Here is a 14,854-nt window from a genome sequence, read left to right as displayed (position 1 = left end):
CATAGCCGAGAGGCCTTTCAAGCCAAGCGCAGGAGCTTTTCGTTCAGGGCGCCGATCTCGCGCAGGAGCTCGACCAATCTGTCCGTGTTTTCCTGGCTGAGCCGGCCCCTTCCGCCGCTGCTGTTCCAAAGATCTTGAAATTCCTGGCTCATGGTGCGTGCACTGCTCATAATTTCGATGATTTGAGCGCGGTTTTCCCAGGTTGCAACGATGGTCGGTTCGTCCATCTCCACCGACATATCCGGTTCGCATTCCAGCAAAAACAATTCCTGATTCCTCTTGGGCGATGACGTTTTGGTTCGGATGGCGCCATCCAACCTGCGGGATCGGCCATTCCTGCGATGACTCAGGAACATGGGGTTTGACAGTCTCAGAACGATTGAAAATCAAACGATTGGCTAGCGGGTGTGGGGCGGACCCGTTAGCCAATCGGCAAACCCTCCCAGGAATCACCCGCAGCAGAATTCGCATGAACAATAAATGGGAAAATTTCCCATTTGTCAACGTAGGAGTGACAGCGTTTTCAGCGCGGACCCGGACCCGGACCCGGGCCCGGGGGCGGCGGCCCAGGCGGCGGGCCGTCCTGAGTTGGCGGCCCGCCTCTGTCCGGAGCGGAAAAATCTCGGCCCGGCCCGCCTCTGCCGAAGGGCGAATGATCGGGCGGCGGTCGATCCGAAGGCCCCCCCGGACGTCTCGAACCGAAGCCGTCCGGAATGCGTCCATCGGGAAAGCCGGTCATTCTGCTTGAGTCCCGCACGCCGACATCGACGAAGCCATGACCATCAGGAGATGGCGGCATCGAGCCGAAAGGCGTGGACCCTCTGGGTCCCGCGCCCGGCCGGTCCTTATCGGTCGGCCGGAAGGTCTCGACGTTGACGATGCCGCGTTTCAAGCCCGGGACAAGGGGTTCAGACTGAATGCGCGTGATGATCAATCGATCGGCGACGGCCTTGAGACGCACGAGCGTTTGCTTGCCGGCCAGGTATCCATGCGTGCTTCCAAGCGAAAGGCCGCCGATCAGGACGCGATTGCTGCTCTTGACGGGGATGCCTCGAACATGGGCGCCTTCGGAAACGGAGCGGGGCTCGATGCGCCGGGCAATGATCGTACCGTCAGGTTTGCGGATGCCGAACACGGCAACCTGCTTGCCCTTGCGCAGGCCCTTCGTCGCAACACCCGTCGTGTCGATCGTTTGCCCCAGTATGGTCAGGCCGGTCTTGTCTATCCGGTCGATGCGGCCCTGGACTTCGCTGGCGATCGTGATGCGGGCGGCAAGCTTGCCCGTCAGCAGCACCCGGGCGACATGACCGACCTTCATCGCGCTCGCGCGAACGCGTCGGCCGTCGATTTCGATCGGTGTCGTTGCACTGAACGGTATGTGGATGTTGTTGACGATGATGCTTCCAAAACCTTGGATGGTTCCGACGATGCCCGTTCCGCCGATGCCGTGATCTTCGTTCTCCCCGCCGCCCTGAATGGAAAGTCCGGATCCGCCGATGCCGTGATCGCTGGTGCCCGTCGGCTGCGCGGCGGCAATCTTGGGCCCCAGAACCTGAAGCGCTATTCCGGCCAACAGAAATTGCCTTCTCGAGATCGCCGACGGGGTCATTCGTCCGTCTCCGTCTTGGATGCGGCGTCTGCCTGAAGATCGGTTTCGCCCTCCTCGGTCATGACATAGAGCCCAGCAATCCAGCGGCTGTTGCCGCCGGGGTCGTCCTTGATAGCCTGATGGGCGATCTTGTTGAGCTTCAGGAGCAACGCCATTCCTTCCGCACGCGCGATCTCGTCGAGCCGGGCGGCGAGAACAGGTGATATCCCGTCATAATGGACCGCGCGTTCGAAGTTGGGAGGAGGCTCGTTCATCAGGTTCATGACCGACGCCTGCACATGGTCACGGAGGTTGCGCGTAAAATAATGCCGACGGGCTTCGTCACCGGCATTGGGGACGATCGATGAGAGGTCGAGTTGGATCCAGCCTTTCTGATCGAGAACGACGATGCCTTTATCCAGCCAGTCGTCCAGGATGGAGCGGGGGTGGACGTCCTTGGTGATGTCACTCACCAGGCTCTCGAATGACGGACCGCCGTCGCTGGAGGTCCGGGGCAGGGCACTCGGCCGATCCTCCGCATTGCAATAAAACGGATCGGCAAGCCATCTGGCGAGAATGCGGCTCGTCTGCGAAACGCCGGTGGTCAGGAAGGATGCCGCAAGCACCTGTCCGCGCAACCGGTTGACGTCCTTGCGGTGAATGCCGGTCAGAAGCGAGATGCGGCTATCCGTCTGGTTCTTGTTCGGCAGCGCGAATTCCTTCTCTGCGACCTCGATATAGAGGCGACGAAGAACGGTCGAAAAAGAGATGAAGTTGAAGCCGGAGGCGAGTGCGAGCTTGACCAGCGGGCGAAGCACGCGGATCAGCATGGCCTGCAAGGTCTCTTCGGAGAAGGGTAGCTTCGCGCGCGGCTTCGACATCAAGAACACACTCGGTCTCTGAAAGACCATTGCCGGCAGACCTTCGGCAAACGTCCTCAGTCTCCCCTATGGGAAAGTCCAGACTGCCGCAACGGACAAGCAGTCTGCAAGACCAGCCTATGCCATGCTTCCTGGCGTCGCGGCCGTGATCGCGCCGCCATTGGGAAGGCATTTTGCGTCTCCTGTCAATGCGTTACCGGATGAGGCTCTGGTGACAGCACGGCGCCGTGGCGCCAGTCGATCAGCCGGTCGATGCGTGCAATCTTGTGGAAAACCTCGAAAACGTCGAATGATGTGCCTTTCTCGATGTGGGCTGCCAGCAGCTCGCAAAGCTCGAATATTTCTGGGGGCGTACCGGTCATCTCGACGCCGTCATCCGTGAAGACACCCGATCGCGGCCATGCCCGCAGCTGTTGCGCGTCGAGTTTGCTGCCGACGAAGGGGATCGTATCGATGATGCCGGAGGCAAGCGCGAAGGCCGCCTCCGCCACGATTTCGGAACACGTCGTGTTGGGCTCCCTCGTGAGGGCCGGTATTTGCAACTGCTTGAATTCCCGCATTTTTCAATCCGTCAGAGATAGTTGACCAGGCTCAGGCTCTGGAGTTTCGAAACGAGCGTGTAGGCCGTTTCCAATTGCGTCTGCAGTTGGTTGACGAGCGTCGAGGCCTCATAGGTATCCACGCCCTGGAGATCGACGAGGTTTCCCTGAAGCAGAGTGGATTGAGCGTCGAGCGCGTCATTTGCCTTTTCGAGCCGTTCCTGGGCGAGGCCGAGTTCGCTTTGCTGCGTCACGATCCCGGAGGTCGCCTGCGCCGCATAGGCGATCGCCTTGGATGCGACGGTGCTCTGCGCGTCGGAGCTGAGATCCTGGCCGAAAAGGGCAGAGACGACGACGGAGGCGAGGGCCAGATAGCGCATGCCTTCGGAATTGGCGTTGGTCGACGAGGTGATGGTTTCCGATCCGCTAATCCGGCTTGTCATGTCGGTACTGGAAGCGGCCGACCAGCCTTCGGAAGCATCCGTCCAGGCGCTCTCGGAGAACATCGGCTCGACCGTGTCGGTGATGAAGCTGCCGATTTCCTCGCCGGTCAACTCGCTGACGTCTTTTCCGAGACCGGTTGCATAATCGTTCAGAGCGGAAACGATCGTAGCCGAGACCGCCGAGGATTGATCGGTCAGAGGCTGGCTGTCGAGGTTCGTTCCGCCGAACAGGAATTCGCCATTGACTGACGTGTTTGCCGTCGAGACCAGCTGCGAAATCGTGGCGCTCGCCGTCTGCAGGGCAACGGCGATGCTCGTCGTATCCTGGCTCGCCTGGAGCGCGGTCAGGTTCGACACCAGGCTGTCGCCAGCATCCTTGAGGCTCGAAAGAGCGGTTTGCGATGCGTTCATGCGCAATTCGACGACGGCATTGCTCATCTTGAACGATGCGGCCTGGGCGATGGCGCTGGTGAGATTGATCGACTTTGCAGCGCCGGCGCCGAGGGACACGCCGATATCGGCGTAGGTTCCTGTGGTCGCTTCCGTCGAGGCCTGCTGCAGCTTGTCTTGGGACTGGCTGATGGTGAGCCGCAAAACATTCTGCATCGCCGATGATGAGACAAAAGATGCTTTCATGACTAGCTCGCTATGTCGAGGAGCGACTGGAACATCTCGTCGATGACGTTCAGGATCTTTGTCGCCGCTTTGTAGGATTGTTCGATGTCGAGAAGCAGTGTCAGTTCCTCGTCGAGGTTGACGCCGGTTTCGTTGGAATAGGCCTCGTCGGAGCGCGACAAGGCGGCAGCCGTGGTTTCGGAGGCCGAGGTGGCGTCGCTTCGATATTGTTCGAGCCAGCCGATGGAGGCGCTGGCGTAGTCCGTCAGGCTTTGCTTCGTGGAGAGACCGGCGTCCGAAGAGAACGAGCGCTGTTCCGTCAGCGCCTCATACAGGGCGTCGAGATTGTCCGAGAAGCCGCTGTCTCCCGAGGTGTTGAGATCGGTGATACCGCTGATGGAGCCATCGCGCAGCTTCGTCGCATCGCCGCCCTCGCTGGTGACGACGGCTGGATTGACCGAGATGGTGGAGGCGATCCCTGTCGTATCGTCGGAAGCAGCAGGTGTTCCCCCGGTTGCGCCTGACGCCGTCGTCCACACGAAAAGTCCCGGCGCGCTGGTGCTGCCGTCGGTTTCCGAGAAGATCTGGACGAGTGACTTGGCGATCTCGTCGAGCTGGGCCTGGAATGACGGGGCGATCTCGTCGCGAAGCTGCAGCAGCCCTTGCAGGCTGCCCGAGGCACTCGTCGTCGATCCCTCGCCGGCGTCGAGCGCAACGCCGTCGATGTAGATGGAGTTTCCTTCCGTCCCCGCGACGTAAGTCGCTGTCGGGGTGAACGTGACGGTTCGGGGGATGGTCTCGAACAGTACGGTGCCGTCCGAGGTGTAAAGCGCCATATCGTTATTGTCGCGCACGGCGGAGGTGACGCCGACGATCGAGGAGATCTGCTTCAGGAGCTTTTCACGCTCGTCGAGCGACGAGGATGTATCGGCGCCGGTCGATGTCGCCAGCTTGACCGCATTGTTGGCTGACTCGAACTGCGACAGCAGCGTATTCAAGGTGGAGACCTGTGTGGCAATCTCCGCATCCGCCTCGGCTCTGATCGACTGGACGCCGTCGCTTGCGGTATTGAGCGAATTGGCGAGATCCTGCGCGGCGGTCACGGCCGATTGCGCGGCGGTCGTGCTGCTCGGGGATGTGGCGAATGTCTGGAGCGCCTGCTGAAATGCCGTGAGATAGGTGCTCGGCGAGGTCTCGTAGTCATTGCCGCCCACCAGCGACTTCAGGCTTTCGAGACCGGTCACCAGCGTCTGCTGGGCGCTGTCCTTGGCATTCGTTTGCAGATACTGGGCAAGCAGAGCAGTTTCCTGCGCCCGGCTGATACTGACGACCTGGGCGCCGGAAAGAGACGTCGTAACCGACGCCTCCCGTCTCACATAGTCGGAATTTCCGACATTGGCGATATTCGTCGAGATGACGCTGCTTTGCTGGCCCGTATTGTTGAAAATATTCTGCACGCTGTTCAAGGCGGAGGTGAGCGACATGCCGGCGCCCTCCCTATCGTTTCAGATTGACGAGGACATCCATGATATCGGAGCCGGTCTGAAACACCTTCGAATTGGCGGTATAGCTGCGCTGCGCCTCGATCATCTCCGTCAGTTCGCCGGCGAGATCGACATTCGAGCTTTCGAGAGCGCCGGACTGGATGGAGCCAAGCCCGTTCGTCTGCGGAAAACCGGTAACCGTGACGCCGGACAATCCGTTGGCACTGTAGACGTTGCCGCTGAGCAGCGTCAGATTGTCGGGGCTGGCAACCGTCGCGAGAGGGATCTGATAGAGAGCCTTCGTCGCGCCGTTCGCATAGGAGACGGACACCACGCCGTCCGCACCGATAGACACCGAGCTTACGGCACTTGCGGCCTGGCCGTCTGCCGAGCCCGTCGCCGAGAAGTCGGAAGCAAGCTGGGTGAAGTCGGAATAGTCCATGGTAATCGTCTTGGCCGTCACCGGATCGATGATGTCGGTATCGGTTGCGGAGGTCAGCTGGCCACCGGCGTCGAAGGAGAGCGTTGCAACGCTCACGGCATCGGAAGAGTAGGGAAAGGACGTCGTGCTGCCAGTGGCTGCATCAGCATTGCGGTAAACCGCGACCTCCCAGGTGCTGCCGGTGACCGCGCCGCTCGCATCCGTCGTGACGCCGGTCTTGGTGAAGTAATAGTCGTACTGGACGGTGCCGCCGAGGCTGTCATAGGCAACCAGCGACATCTTCTGCGTGTCGTCGGTGACGCTTGCCGTGTTGGCGCTCGGCAGCGTCGTCGTATCGGTGACGACAGTCGCTTCGGAATTCAGGTTGCCGCTGAAATAGGCGCTGCTCGAAGCGACGGCGCTCAAGCCCGATTGGGATACGTTGACCGGCACCAGGCCGTCGAAGCCGTTGACGACCACCGCCGGCACGCCGGAATCATAGGAATATCCCATGAGCGTGAAGCCGGCACCGTTGACGAGATTGCCGTCGCTGTCGACCGAGAAGTCGCCGGCCCGGGTGAGCACAGGCGTGCCGTCGGCGCTTTCCACGATGAAGAACCCGTCTCCCGAGATCGCTAGGTCGTAGGCCGAAGTCGTATAGGAAATGTCGCCCTGTTGGGAAATCGCCTGGCGCACGGATGTCTGAACGCCGCCCGAATTGTAATTGCCCGAGGAAGACGGCAGGACCAGCGACGAAAAGGACGTGGAAACGGCCTTGTAGCCGGTGGTATTCGCGTTTGCGATATTGTCGGAAACCGTGCTCAGCCGGTTTGCCTGTGCACTCATGCCAGAGACGGCGGTTTTCATGCTTCCAAAAATGCTCATGGCTCGATTCCTTTATGGTTTGGGAACATGCCATGTGACGACAGGCTTCCAGGGCCCGGGTTGCGGGCGCACGACATCGCTGGCGCCGGGCAAGGCCGACACCGGTCGATGATCTGATTGTCTGGACTGACCCCGTGATGGCGATAGGCGCCTCGGCTCATCCGCGCGCTAGTATTGTGCGCCTGTGGCGGCACACCAACGTTTCAGTATTTCAGGAGCGGCCCGGCTGAGGGCTCTGCCAGCACCACTGCCGGGCCGCTTTCAGATCGTCTCATTGCCGTTCTCCAGCAACTGCAATGGCGACGCTCCGTATCCACCGTCAGCCTGCGGACTGTACGGACAATGAACCGGTGTCGGATGTGTCGAGTAGATCGAAGAGCTGGCTCGCCTGGCTTGCGGCGACGTCCTCTGGCTTGCTTGCCATGAACTCGTCCAATGTCACGAGCCCGTCTCCATTCGTATCGAGATCGGAGAGCAGGGATTGAGACTGGTCGTCTTCTGCGGGCGGCGGCGGTGGCAGTCCTTCGGAACGCTGCGACCGCTCAACCGACACTGCCTCGGTCAGCGCATCGACCGATAGCGACCCCGCTCCTTCGCTGTCGAAGCTGTCGAAAAGCGTGCCGGCCTGGTCCTCCGTCACATCGGACGGTCGGGCCGCGACGAACTCGGCCTTGCTCACATAGCCGTCGCCATCGCTGTCCAATTGGGCAACGTCCATGCCTTCGCCGCCGTCCTCGTCTTCACCGGAACCCGACGGATCGGAGAAGCGGTTCATCGACAGCGTCATCAGTTGGGACAGGAGTTTGTCGGCGCTGCTGGACGTGTCTTCATCGAGCTGCCCGCTTTTGGTTGCTTTTGCCGACGAAACCGTATTAGAGGATAGGATCTCCTCGGACGCGGATGCCGGGTGCTTGCCATAGGAATAGGAAGAGACTGATGTTGCAGCGGAAATGGCCGTCATAAGCGCTCCATCGCTAGGAGGGTGAGGATGCAACGCATTACAGAACTGATAAGTTCTCTAAATCGAAATCACTAATGCCACAACCGAAAAAATTGCCCCTCAGAAATCGTAGTCTACGTTCTCAGGTCGTCGGCACGCGTTTCGGCAGGGTGGTCTAGACCGTCATGGATATTATCGACGAACCTGCGGACGAGCCGCGCAAACGCGGTCGACCGAAAGTTTCCAGCGACGAGGACAAGCGGGCGCATATCGTCGAAGTCGCCGGCCGCGTCTTCGTCAAATACGGTTATGCCGGAAGCACGACCGCGATCGTCGCCTCCGAGGCGGGCGTTTCGAAGCAGACGCTCTATAAGCTGTTTCAGAGTAAGGAAGAGTTGTTTGCCGCCGTGGTCGGCGCGCATCAACGCCTGATGCTCGATCTGCCCAGGCCTGCCGAAGATATCTCGATTGCCGCGAGCCTCGAGCGCATTTTCATGATCGACATGGATGAGGGCAAGGATGCCGATCGCACCGGCTTCCTGCAGCTCGTCTTTCGCGAAGCGGCGCAATTTCCAGAACTTGTCGATATCCTGCAGCGCGAAGGCATGCTTGGCAGCCGGCAGCATCTCGCCGACTGGCTGAGCGAACGCCGGTCGGAAGGCAGATTGACGCTGGACGATACGGAGAGTGGAGCCCGGATGCTGATGGATATGATCCTCGGCGGAATGGGTCCGCCGGAAGGGCGCGCGCAGGCATGGCCCGATCGGGCTCAACTGTTTGCCCATCTTCGCCGCTGCATTGCCATCTTTGCCGCAGGCGTCGCCGCCGCCTAAAGCGCATCGCAATCTGTCAGATTCGCTCCTCGCGCTTTCGTCCGGCAAAACGCGATCCGTTGACTTTCGCTTCCAATTCCGCATTGGATGAATTACAGAACTATATAGTTCTATTAAATTGATTCGGCCATATGTAGATGGCTGCGCTTCGCCATGACCGGCGACGACATTCCCGCAGAGATGAAAATTTTCACCCGTGACTGCCGGCAGGCTTTCGCGCGGCACCGCCGTGCCTATGAAAGGGACACACTTTGGTTTCCACCTATGTAAGCTATCTTACGGTCGCGCGAAATCTGAACGCCAGTCTCTCGAACGTGGCTTCACAGGCAACGGTTGCCCGCGACAGCGCCTATTACAAGGAAAACATCGACAAGGTCACGACCGTCGATGACTTCATGGGCGACTACAAGCTCTATTCCTATGCCATGAAGGCATACGGCCTTGAAGACATGACATATGCCAAGGCTTTCATGAAGAAGGTGCTGGAGAGCGATCTTAGCGATTCATCGAGCTTCGCCAACAGCTTGAGCGACACCCGCTATGCCGAGTTCGCTGCCGCCTTCAAATTCGCCGGCGAGACGAAGACGGCGCAATCGGACGTGCAGCGAGACAATCTGCTCGATGCTTATCAGGAGTCCTTCGACACCGAGGCGGACGAAATCGCCGACGAGACGGACTATTTCGAAGAGAATATCTCGTCGATCACCTCAGTCGACGATCTCCTGTCGAGTTCTAAGCTGAAGAATTATGTGCTGACGGCTTTCGGCCTCAGCACCGAATATACCTCAACCAGCTTCCTGAAGAGTGTTTTGACGAGCGATCTCGACGATGCCGATAGTTTCGTCAATCAGCTCGACGACGATGTCTATGTCAATCTGGCGAAGGCCTTCAACTTCAACGAGGATGGCTCGACCGACGGCGACGTGATGTCGGAAGATCAGATCTCGCTGGTCACAAGCGCTTATGCGGTGGCCTCTGCGACGATCGCTTCCTCGGAAACCGGGGAGGCCTATGACACTTACTTCGCCGCGCAAATCGGAAATATCACCTCCGTCGATGAGTTGATGAGCGACGACAAACTGGTTTCCTATCTGAGAACTGCCTATGGGCTTACCGATAGCGAGACCGATAACTTCATTTCCGCAGCGCTGAAAAGTGCCGACCTCGCCGACGCGATCGGCTTGTCCGAGCTGCACGATGCCTTCAATTTCGATGAGGACGGCGCGCTTGCCGATGGCGATACGGCCCAGACATCGGAACAGACCGCCGCGACCACGGCGGCCTTCGATGAAAATTATGAGGTGCTGATCGCCAATACCGACACTGAAGACGCCGTCGACAACTATACGACGCGCATCGCCAGCATCACCTCGATCGATGATTTCCTGGTGTCAAATGATGACGATGACGATGACGACAACGACGATCTCCCGGAACTGTGGGAAATGGCGCTGCGAGCCTTTGACATAGACCCGGACAGCGTTTCGAGAAGCGAGGTCCGGAAAATTCTCGAAAGCGATCCCTCGGACTCGAAGAGCTATGTCAACAGCCTCGAAGACGAGCGGATCGCCGCCTTTCGCAAAGCCTTCAATTTCGACGACAATGGCGACGTGACCGTTCCGCTGCAGGCCATGTCGGAATCCGTCGTCGACGACTATGCCGCTTATTACAAGCAGGACAAGATCCGATATCTCGAAGGCGACGAGCTGACGGAAGCGACCGACGCGGCGGACGAGGAGATTACCTATTTTCGCGAGCAGATGGCGACGATCACCACAACCAGCGAGTTCCTGGCCGACGATCGTCTGGTTTCCTTCGTGCTCAAGGCGAAGGGGCTCGATCCTGATGATGTCACGTCGGACGAGTTGGAGAAGATGTTTTCTTCCGATCTCGACGACGAAGACAGTTACGTCAACAAGCTGGACGATAATCGTTTCGCCGAACTCGTCGGTGCGTTCAATTTCGATCAGGACGGCAATATTTCGGCCGATCCGACCGGGACGGTGCAGCAGCGCGGCGACGTGCTGGAGACGATCGGCGCCTATGTCAGGCTGACGCTCGAGGATGATCAAGGCGACAGCAACACCGGCGTGCGCCTTGCCCTCTACTTCCAGCGCAAGGCGCCGGAAATCTCGAGCGCCTACGACATTCTGGGCGACAGCGCGCTCTTCGAGTTTTTTACGACGAGCTTCAACCTGTCCAGTTACGTCTCGAACATGGACGTCGACAAGCAAGCCGAGATGATCGACAATTTTATCGACATCGAGGATCTGTCGGATCCCGAAAAAGTCGATGATCTGATCAAACGCTTCACCGCCATGTATGACATGGCCAACGGCACAGGCACCACGTCGTCAGCCCTTTCGATCCTGACTGGCTCGGCGGCAATAAGCGCTGACACGCTGCTTGCGGTCGCGCAGTTGAAAAGAGGCTGAGCGGCCTGCAGGCCTCCTTCCCGGAGAATTTGACGGAGGTGCATGGCTGCCCGCGGCACTGCAGGGGTCGGCTGCCTTTGCCCGGATGCGCCCGACGAACACAGCGCTGGTTGAAAACAAAATATACTGCACGTCATATTCATAATTAAATCCCCGTTAATGAGCATGGGCGAATATTTGCGAAATGGCTGGATCGACAGCGATGAATCTAGGGGGATTTGCGAGTGAATATTCTTGATCGTGGTGCAAATGCTGTCGCGGTTCTTGCGGCTCTATCGAATTCGCAAGCCATGATCGAGTTTGACCTATCGGGCAACATCCTCACCGCAAACGAAAATTTCTGCAGCGCGCTTGGTTACGAGTTGAGGGAGATCGTCGGAAAACATCACAGCATGTTTGTCGAGCCTGCCTATGTATCCTCGGCAGAATACAAGGCTTTTTGGACGAAGCTGTCAGCCGGAAAATTTGATCAACAGCAATACAAACGTCTCGGAAAAGGCGGGCGCGAGGTCTGGATCGAAGCATCTTACAATCCCGTCTTCCGACGCGGGAAACCGGTCAAGGTGATCAAGATTGCAACCGATATCACCGCGCAGAAGCTGAAATCTGCCGAGGATGCGGGCAAGATCGATGCACTGTCCCGGGCTCAGGCGATCATCGAATTCACGCCGGCCGGCGAAGTCTTGACCGCGAACAATAATTTCCTGACTGCGCTTGGTTATTCGCTGGCTGAAATCCAGGGCAAACATCATTCGATGTTCTGTGAAACTGACTACTCGAGATCGGAGGCTTATAAGGAATTCTGGCGGAAACTTGCGAGCGGCCAGCTGGTTGCCGACGAATTCATGCGTGTGGGCAAGGGCGGACGGAAGGTCTATATCCAAGCTTCCTACAATCCGATTTTCGACCTGAACGGCAAAGTGTTCAAAGTCGTGAAGTTCGCAACCGATGTCACGGCGCGCGTCGAAAATGTCGAACAACTTGCCCGTTGCCTGACGAACCTTGCGGACGGTGACCTGTCGCAGATGATCCAGAAGCCCTTCATTCCTTCGCTGGAAAGGCTGCGTGCCGACTTCAACAGCGCCTCGGAGAAGTTGAAGGGCGCAATGGCAACTGTTGCCGAAAATGCCAAGGCGATATCAGCCGGTTCCAATGAAATCCGCACAGCGGCCGACGACCTGGCAAAGCGTACCGAGCAGCAAGCGGCATCCGTCGAAGAAACGGCCGCCGCCCTTGAGGAAATCACGACGACGGTCAGGGATTCGAGCCGCCGCGCCGAGGAGGCCGGTCAACTCGTGGGGCGCGCCAGAAATCACGCCGAGCATTCCGGCCAGGTGGTGCGTGACGCCATCGGAGCGATGGACCAGATCGAAAACTCGTCACGCGAAATTTCCAATATCATCGGTGTCATCGATGAGATTGCCTTCCAGACGAACCTTTTGGCGCTCAATGCCGGCGTAGAGGCGGCACGAGCGGGGGAGGCGGGCAAGGGTTTTGCGGTCGTCGCCCAGGAGGTCCGTGAGCTGGCGCAGCGGTCGGCGAAAGCTGCCAAGGAGATAAAGAGCCTGATCACAGCGTCCGGTTCCCATGTCGCAAACGGCGTCGCCCTCGTGACGAATGCCGGATCCGCGCTCCAGGAAATCGCCACTCAGGTTCACGAAATCAATACCAACGTCACGGCGATCGTGGAGGCGGCGCGCGAGCAATCGACTGCGCTCGGCGGGATCAGCCAGTCCATCAACACCGTCGACCAGGGAACGCAGCAGAATGCCGCAATGGTCGAGGAGCAGACGGCTGCGAGCCATGGCCTTGCCCGAGAGGCTGCCGCGCTCTTCGAGCTTCTTGAACAGTTCCGTTTCAACGATGCGCCGAGACCCAGGTCTTCGTTTGCGCAGGCGGATCGTCATCCTGCCGCACCGACGGCCTTGAAAGTCGTTCGTAATTCGCCCCTCGCGTCCGTCCAGCGCGGGTCGGCCTCCGCCGCGCTGAAGTCCGACTGGGAAGAGTTCTGATTACGCTGACTAAGGCATTCATTAGTATTGGCGACAATCAATCGAGCGACCACGAGCCGGGATAGTTCGGCTTGCGACGCTCGATCCACGCGTCGAGCCCTTCGCGCAAATCGGCGGTTGGCGCCATGCGGGCGAATTGTTCGCCTTCGATCAGCAGCCCCTCCGCAATACTCTGGTTGATGCCGCGCGTCACCGCCGTCAGAATGCTCGCCGCCGCCAGCGGTGAATGACGCAGAATGCGCCGCGCGAGGTCGTGGGCGGCCGGCATGAGAGCGTCATGCGGGACAACTTGGTTGACAAGGCCTAGTTCGAGGGCGCGCTGCGGGGAGAATGCGTCGCCCGTCAACAGCAATTCGAAGGCGCGCTTGCGCCCGGCCAGCCTCGGCAAACGCTGTGTTCCGCCAAAGGTCGGCGGCATTGCGAGATTGATCTCGGGCTTGGCGAACAGGGCGCGTTCGCTGGCGATGGCGAGGGGTACAGCCTCTGTGATCTCGCAGCCTCCGCCAAAGGCAAGGCCGTTGACGGCGGCGATGACGGGTTTTCGGAAGGCTTCCAGCCGCGCAGTTAATCGCTGTCCGCGCGCGACGAAATCGCGCATCGCGACATCGGCGCCCTGCGTCACGCTTTCGGAGAATTCGTGGATATCGCCGCCCGCCGAGAATGCCCGCTCGCCTGCGCCGGTGAGGATAATCACCCGGATTGAACTGTCGGTTTCGATAGCGTCGAGGATCGCGAGCAAGCGGTCTATCAAGGCGTAATTCAACGCATTGAGTTTTTCCGGGCGATTGAGAGTGACGGTGGCGATTCCGTCGCGGCTGTCGATCAAAACAGTGTCGGCCATGCGGTTTTCCTTTCCGGTATGCTGCGTCGGGAGAATTATGCCGCCGGCCGATGCTTGTGTATATTCACTAGTCGGTATACATAGAGGCATGACCTCACATGCAATTCCGACGCGCGAACGCATCATTTCGGCGGCCGCCAAGCTGTTTTACAACGAGGGCATCAGGAGCGTCAGCGTCGATGCGGTGGCTGAAGAGGCCGGCGTCACGAAACGCACCCTTTACTACCATTTCGCCAGCAAGGACGACCTCATCGGGGCCTATCTGGAAGGGCGCGACCAGCCCAACCTATCTCTGTTCAAACGCTGGTACGCGGAAGCGATGGGCGAACCGGCGGATAAGGTGCAAGGCATCTTTCGCAATCTCGCCCGCGCGGCCCGTCATCCGAAATGGAAGGGCTGCGGCTTCCTGCGCACTTCTGCGGAACTCGCCAATATGCCTGGCCATCCAGCCATAAAAGTCGGGATTGAACACAAGAAGAGGGTCGAGGCCTGGTTGCGGGTGACGTTCGAGGCGGCCGGAATCAAGACGGAAGCGCCGCAGCTCGCCCGGCAGATCGTCCTGTTGCTCGATGGCTCGTTTGCCGTCGTTCTGTTGCATCGCGACCCGACCTATATGGAAGCTGCAGGCGAGGCGGCTGGTTCACTGATCCGCGCTGCAACCGCAAACGCGTAAGGCGCAGGATCCTGAGGCGCTGGCTCTGAAGACCGCATCTTTCGCCGTCGGCATGGCCGTCAGGTCGCTGAGCGGGAAGGGCATGATATTGAGCCTCTGAGACAACAGAACAATGCTGCACTGCCGAAAAAATCGCCACGCGCACCACTGCGCGTTTTTTCGGCATGACCCATTGACAATTCACCCTTGATGGCACTTCATAACATTGTTCCAGTAAAACAGACATACGTCCATTATACTGGAACAACAGGAACCATCCATAAG

13 protein-coding genes are annotated in these 14,854 nt (G+C 59.1%); 4 read left to right on the top strand and 9 right to left on the bottom strand.

The annotated features are described in order from the left end of the window. Positions 1-17: 17 nt before the first annotated feature. The 8 genes from G9X64_RS02090 to G9X64_RS02055 form a co-directional block, all read right to left on the bottom strand. The gene (locus G9X64_RS02090; RefSeq protein ID WP_168308188.1) at positions 18-266 is read right to left on the bottom strand and encodes a hypothetical protein; all 249 of its coding nucleotides are present in this window, start codon (positions 264-266) and stop codon (positions 18-20) included. 257 nt (positions 267-523) lie between these two features. Next, a complete protein-coding gene (locus G9X64_RS02085) occupies positions 524-1,609 on the bottom strand; it encodes a DUF5666 domain-containing protein (RefSeq protein ID WP_171375875.1) in 1,086 nt (361 codons plus the stop codon). After that, positions 1,606-2,499 carry a DUF6502 family protein gene (locus tag G9X64_RS02080; protein ID WP_171375874.1) on the bottom strand — a complete coding sequence of 298 codons (894 nt, stop codon included), beginning with the start codon at positions 2,497-2,499 and terminating at the stop codon, positions 1,606-1,608. The genes G9X64_RS02085 and G9X64_RS02080 overlap by 4 nt, the downstream gene beginning before the upstream one ends. Positions 2,500-2,654: 155 nt before the next feature. Continuing rightward, positions 2,655-3,029: a hypothetical protein gene (locus tag G9X64_RS02075; protein WP_171375873.1), complete on the bottom strand. Its 375-nt coding sequence runs from the start codon at positions 3,027-3,029 to the stop codon at positions 2,655-2,657. Positions 3,030-3,040: 11 nt separating this feature from the next. Further along, complete coding sequence (locus G9X64_RS02070) at positions 3,041-4,087, bottom strand: flagellar hook-associated family protein (RefSeq protein WP_168308184.1); 1,047 nt, start codon at positions 4,085-4,087, stop codon at positions 3,041-3,043. 2 nt (positions 4,088-4,089) lie between these two features. Beyond that, entirely contained in the window at positions 4,090-5,550 is a 1,461-nt protein-coding gene (flgK, locus tag G9X64_RS02065) for a flagellar hook-associated protein FlgK (RefSeq protein ID WP_171375872.1), read from the bottom strand. A 13-nt stretch (positions 5,551-5,563) separates the two neighbouring features. Next, positions 5,564-6,856: a flagellar hook protein FlgE gene (locus tag G9X64_RS02060; RefSeq protein ID WP_171375871.1), complete on the bottom strand. Its 1,293-nt coding sequence runs from the start codon at positions 6,854-6,856 to the stop codon at positions 5,564-5,566. 319 nt (positions 6,857-7,175) lie between these two features. Then, positions 7,176-7,817, bottom strand: a complete 642-nt coding sequence (locus G9X64_RS02055) for an EF-hand domain-containing protein (protein WP_168316067.1) — start codon at positions 7,815-7,817, stop codon at positions 7,176-7,178. Between the two features lie 164 nt (positions 7,818-7,981). Here G9X64_RS02055 and G9X64_RS02050 point away from each other — a divergent pair, with 164 nt between their 5' ends. The 3 genes from G9X64_RS02050 (at position 7,982) to G9X64_RS02040 (ending at position 13,076) form a co-directional block, all read left to right on the top strand. Then, a complete protein-coding gene (locus G9X64_RS02050) occupies positions 7,982-8,629 on the top strand; it encodes a TetR/AcrR family transcriptional regulator (protein ID WP_168316068.1) in 648 nt (215 codons plus the stop codon). Positions 8,630-8,880: 251 nt separating this feature from the next. After that, positions 8,881-11,064 carry a DUF1217 domain-containing protein gene (locus tag G9X64_RS02045; protein WP_171375870.1) on the top strand — a complete coding sequence of 728 codons (2,184 nt, stop codon included), beginning with the start codon at positions 8,881-8,883 and terminating at the stop codon, positions 11,062-11,064. Between the two features lie 224 nt (positions 11,065-11,288). After that, on the top strand, positions 11,289-13,076 hold the full coding sequence (locus G9X64_RS02040) for a methyl-accepting chemotaxis protein (RefSeq protein WP_171375869.1): 1,788 nt from the start codon (positions 11,289-11,291) through the stop codon (positions 13,074-13,076). A gap of 37 nt (positions 13,077-13,113) precedes the next feature. Here G9X64_RS02040 and G9X64_RS02035 read toward each other — a convergent pair whose 3' ends face one another. Continuing rightward, a complete protein-coding gene (locus tag G9X64_RS02035) occupies positions 13,114-13,917 on the bottom strand; it encodes a crotonase/enoyl-CoA hydratase family protein (RefSeq protein WP_171375868.1) in 804 nt (267 codons plus the stop codon). Positions 13,918-14,005: 88 nt separating this feature from the next. Here G9X64_RS02035 and G9X64_RS02030 point away from each other — a divergent pair, with 88 nt between their 5' ends. Continuing rightward, positions 14,006-14,590: a TetR/AcrR family transcriptional regulator gene (locus G9X64_RS02030; protein ID WP_171375950.1), complete on the top strand. Its 585-nt coding sequence runs from the start codon at positions 14,006-14,008 to the stop codon at positions 14,588-14,590. The last annotated feature ends 264 nt before the right edge of the window (positions 14,591-14,854 follow it).

It is taken from the genome of Rhizobium sophorae (assembly GCF_013087515.1).
Classification (GTDB): Bacteria; Pseudomonadota; Alphaproteobacteria; order Rhizobiales; family Rhizobiaceae; genus Rhizobium; species Rhizobium sophorae.
Note: the sequence above shows the minus strand (reverse complement) of the source record. Positions and strands in the feature narration are given on the sequence as shown.

Bases quoted from the DNA above. Each gene is read 5' to 3' on its own strand.
- G9X64_RS02085 (WP_171375875.1), bottom strand. From the start codon at position 1,609: ATGACCCCGTCGGCGATCTCGAGAAGGCAATTTCTGTTGGCCGGAATA.
- G9X64_RS02080 (WP_171375874.1), bottom strand. From the start codon at position 2,499: ATGGTCTTTCAGAGACCGAGTGTGTTCTTGATGTCGAAGCCGCGCGCG.
- G9X64_RS02075 (WP_171375873.1), bottom strand. From the start codon at position 3,029: ATGCGGGAATTCAAGCAGTTGCAAATACCGGCCCTCACGAGGGAGCCC.
- G9X64_RS02070 (WP_168308184.1), bottom strand. From the start codon at position 4,087: ATGAAAGCATCTTTTGTCTCATCATCGGCGATGCAGAATGTTTTGCGG.
- flgK (WP_171375872.1), bottom strand. From the start codon at position 5,550: ATGTCGCTCACCTCCGCCTTGAACAGCGTGCAGAATATTTTCAACAAT.
- G9X64_RS02060 (WP_171375871.1), bottom strand. From the start codon at position 6,856: ATGAGCATTTTTGGAAGCATGAAAACCGCCGTCTCTGGCATGAGTGCA.
- G9X64_RS02055 (WP_168316067.1), bottom strand. From the start codon at position 7,817: ATGACGGCCATTTCCGCTGCAACATCAGTCTCTTCCTATTCCTATGGC.
- G9X64_RS02050 (WP_168316068.1), top strand. From the start codon at position 7,982: ATGGATATTATCGACGAACCTGCGGACGAGCCGCGCAAACGCGGTCGA.
- G9X64_RS02035 (WP_171375868.1), bottom strand. From the start codon at position 13,917: ATGGCCGACACTGTTTTGATCGACAGCCGCGACGGAATCGCCACCGTC.
- G9X64_RS02030 (WP_171375950.1), top strand. From the start codon at position 14,006: ATGACCTCACATGCAATTCCGACGCGCGAACGCATCATTTCGGCGGCC.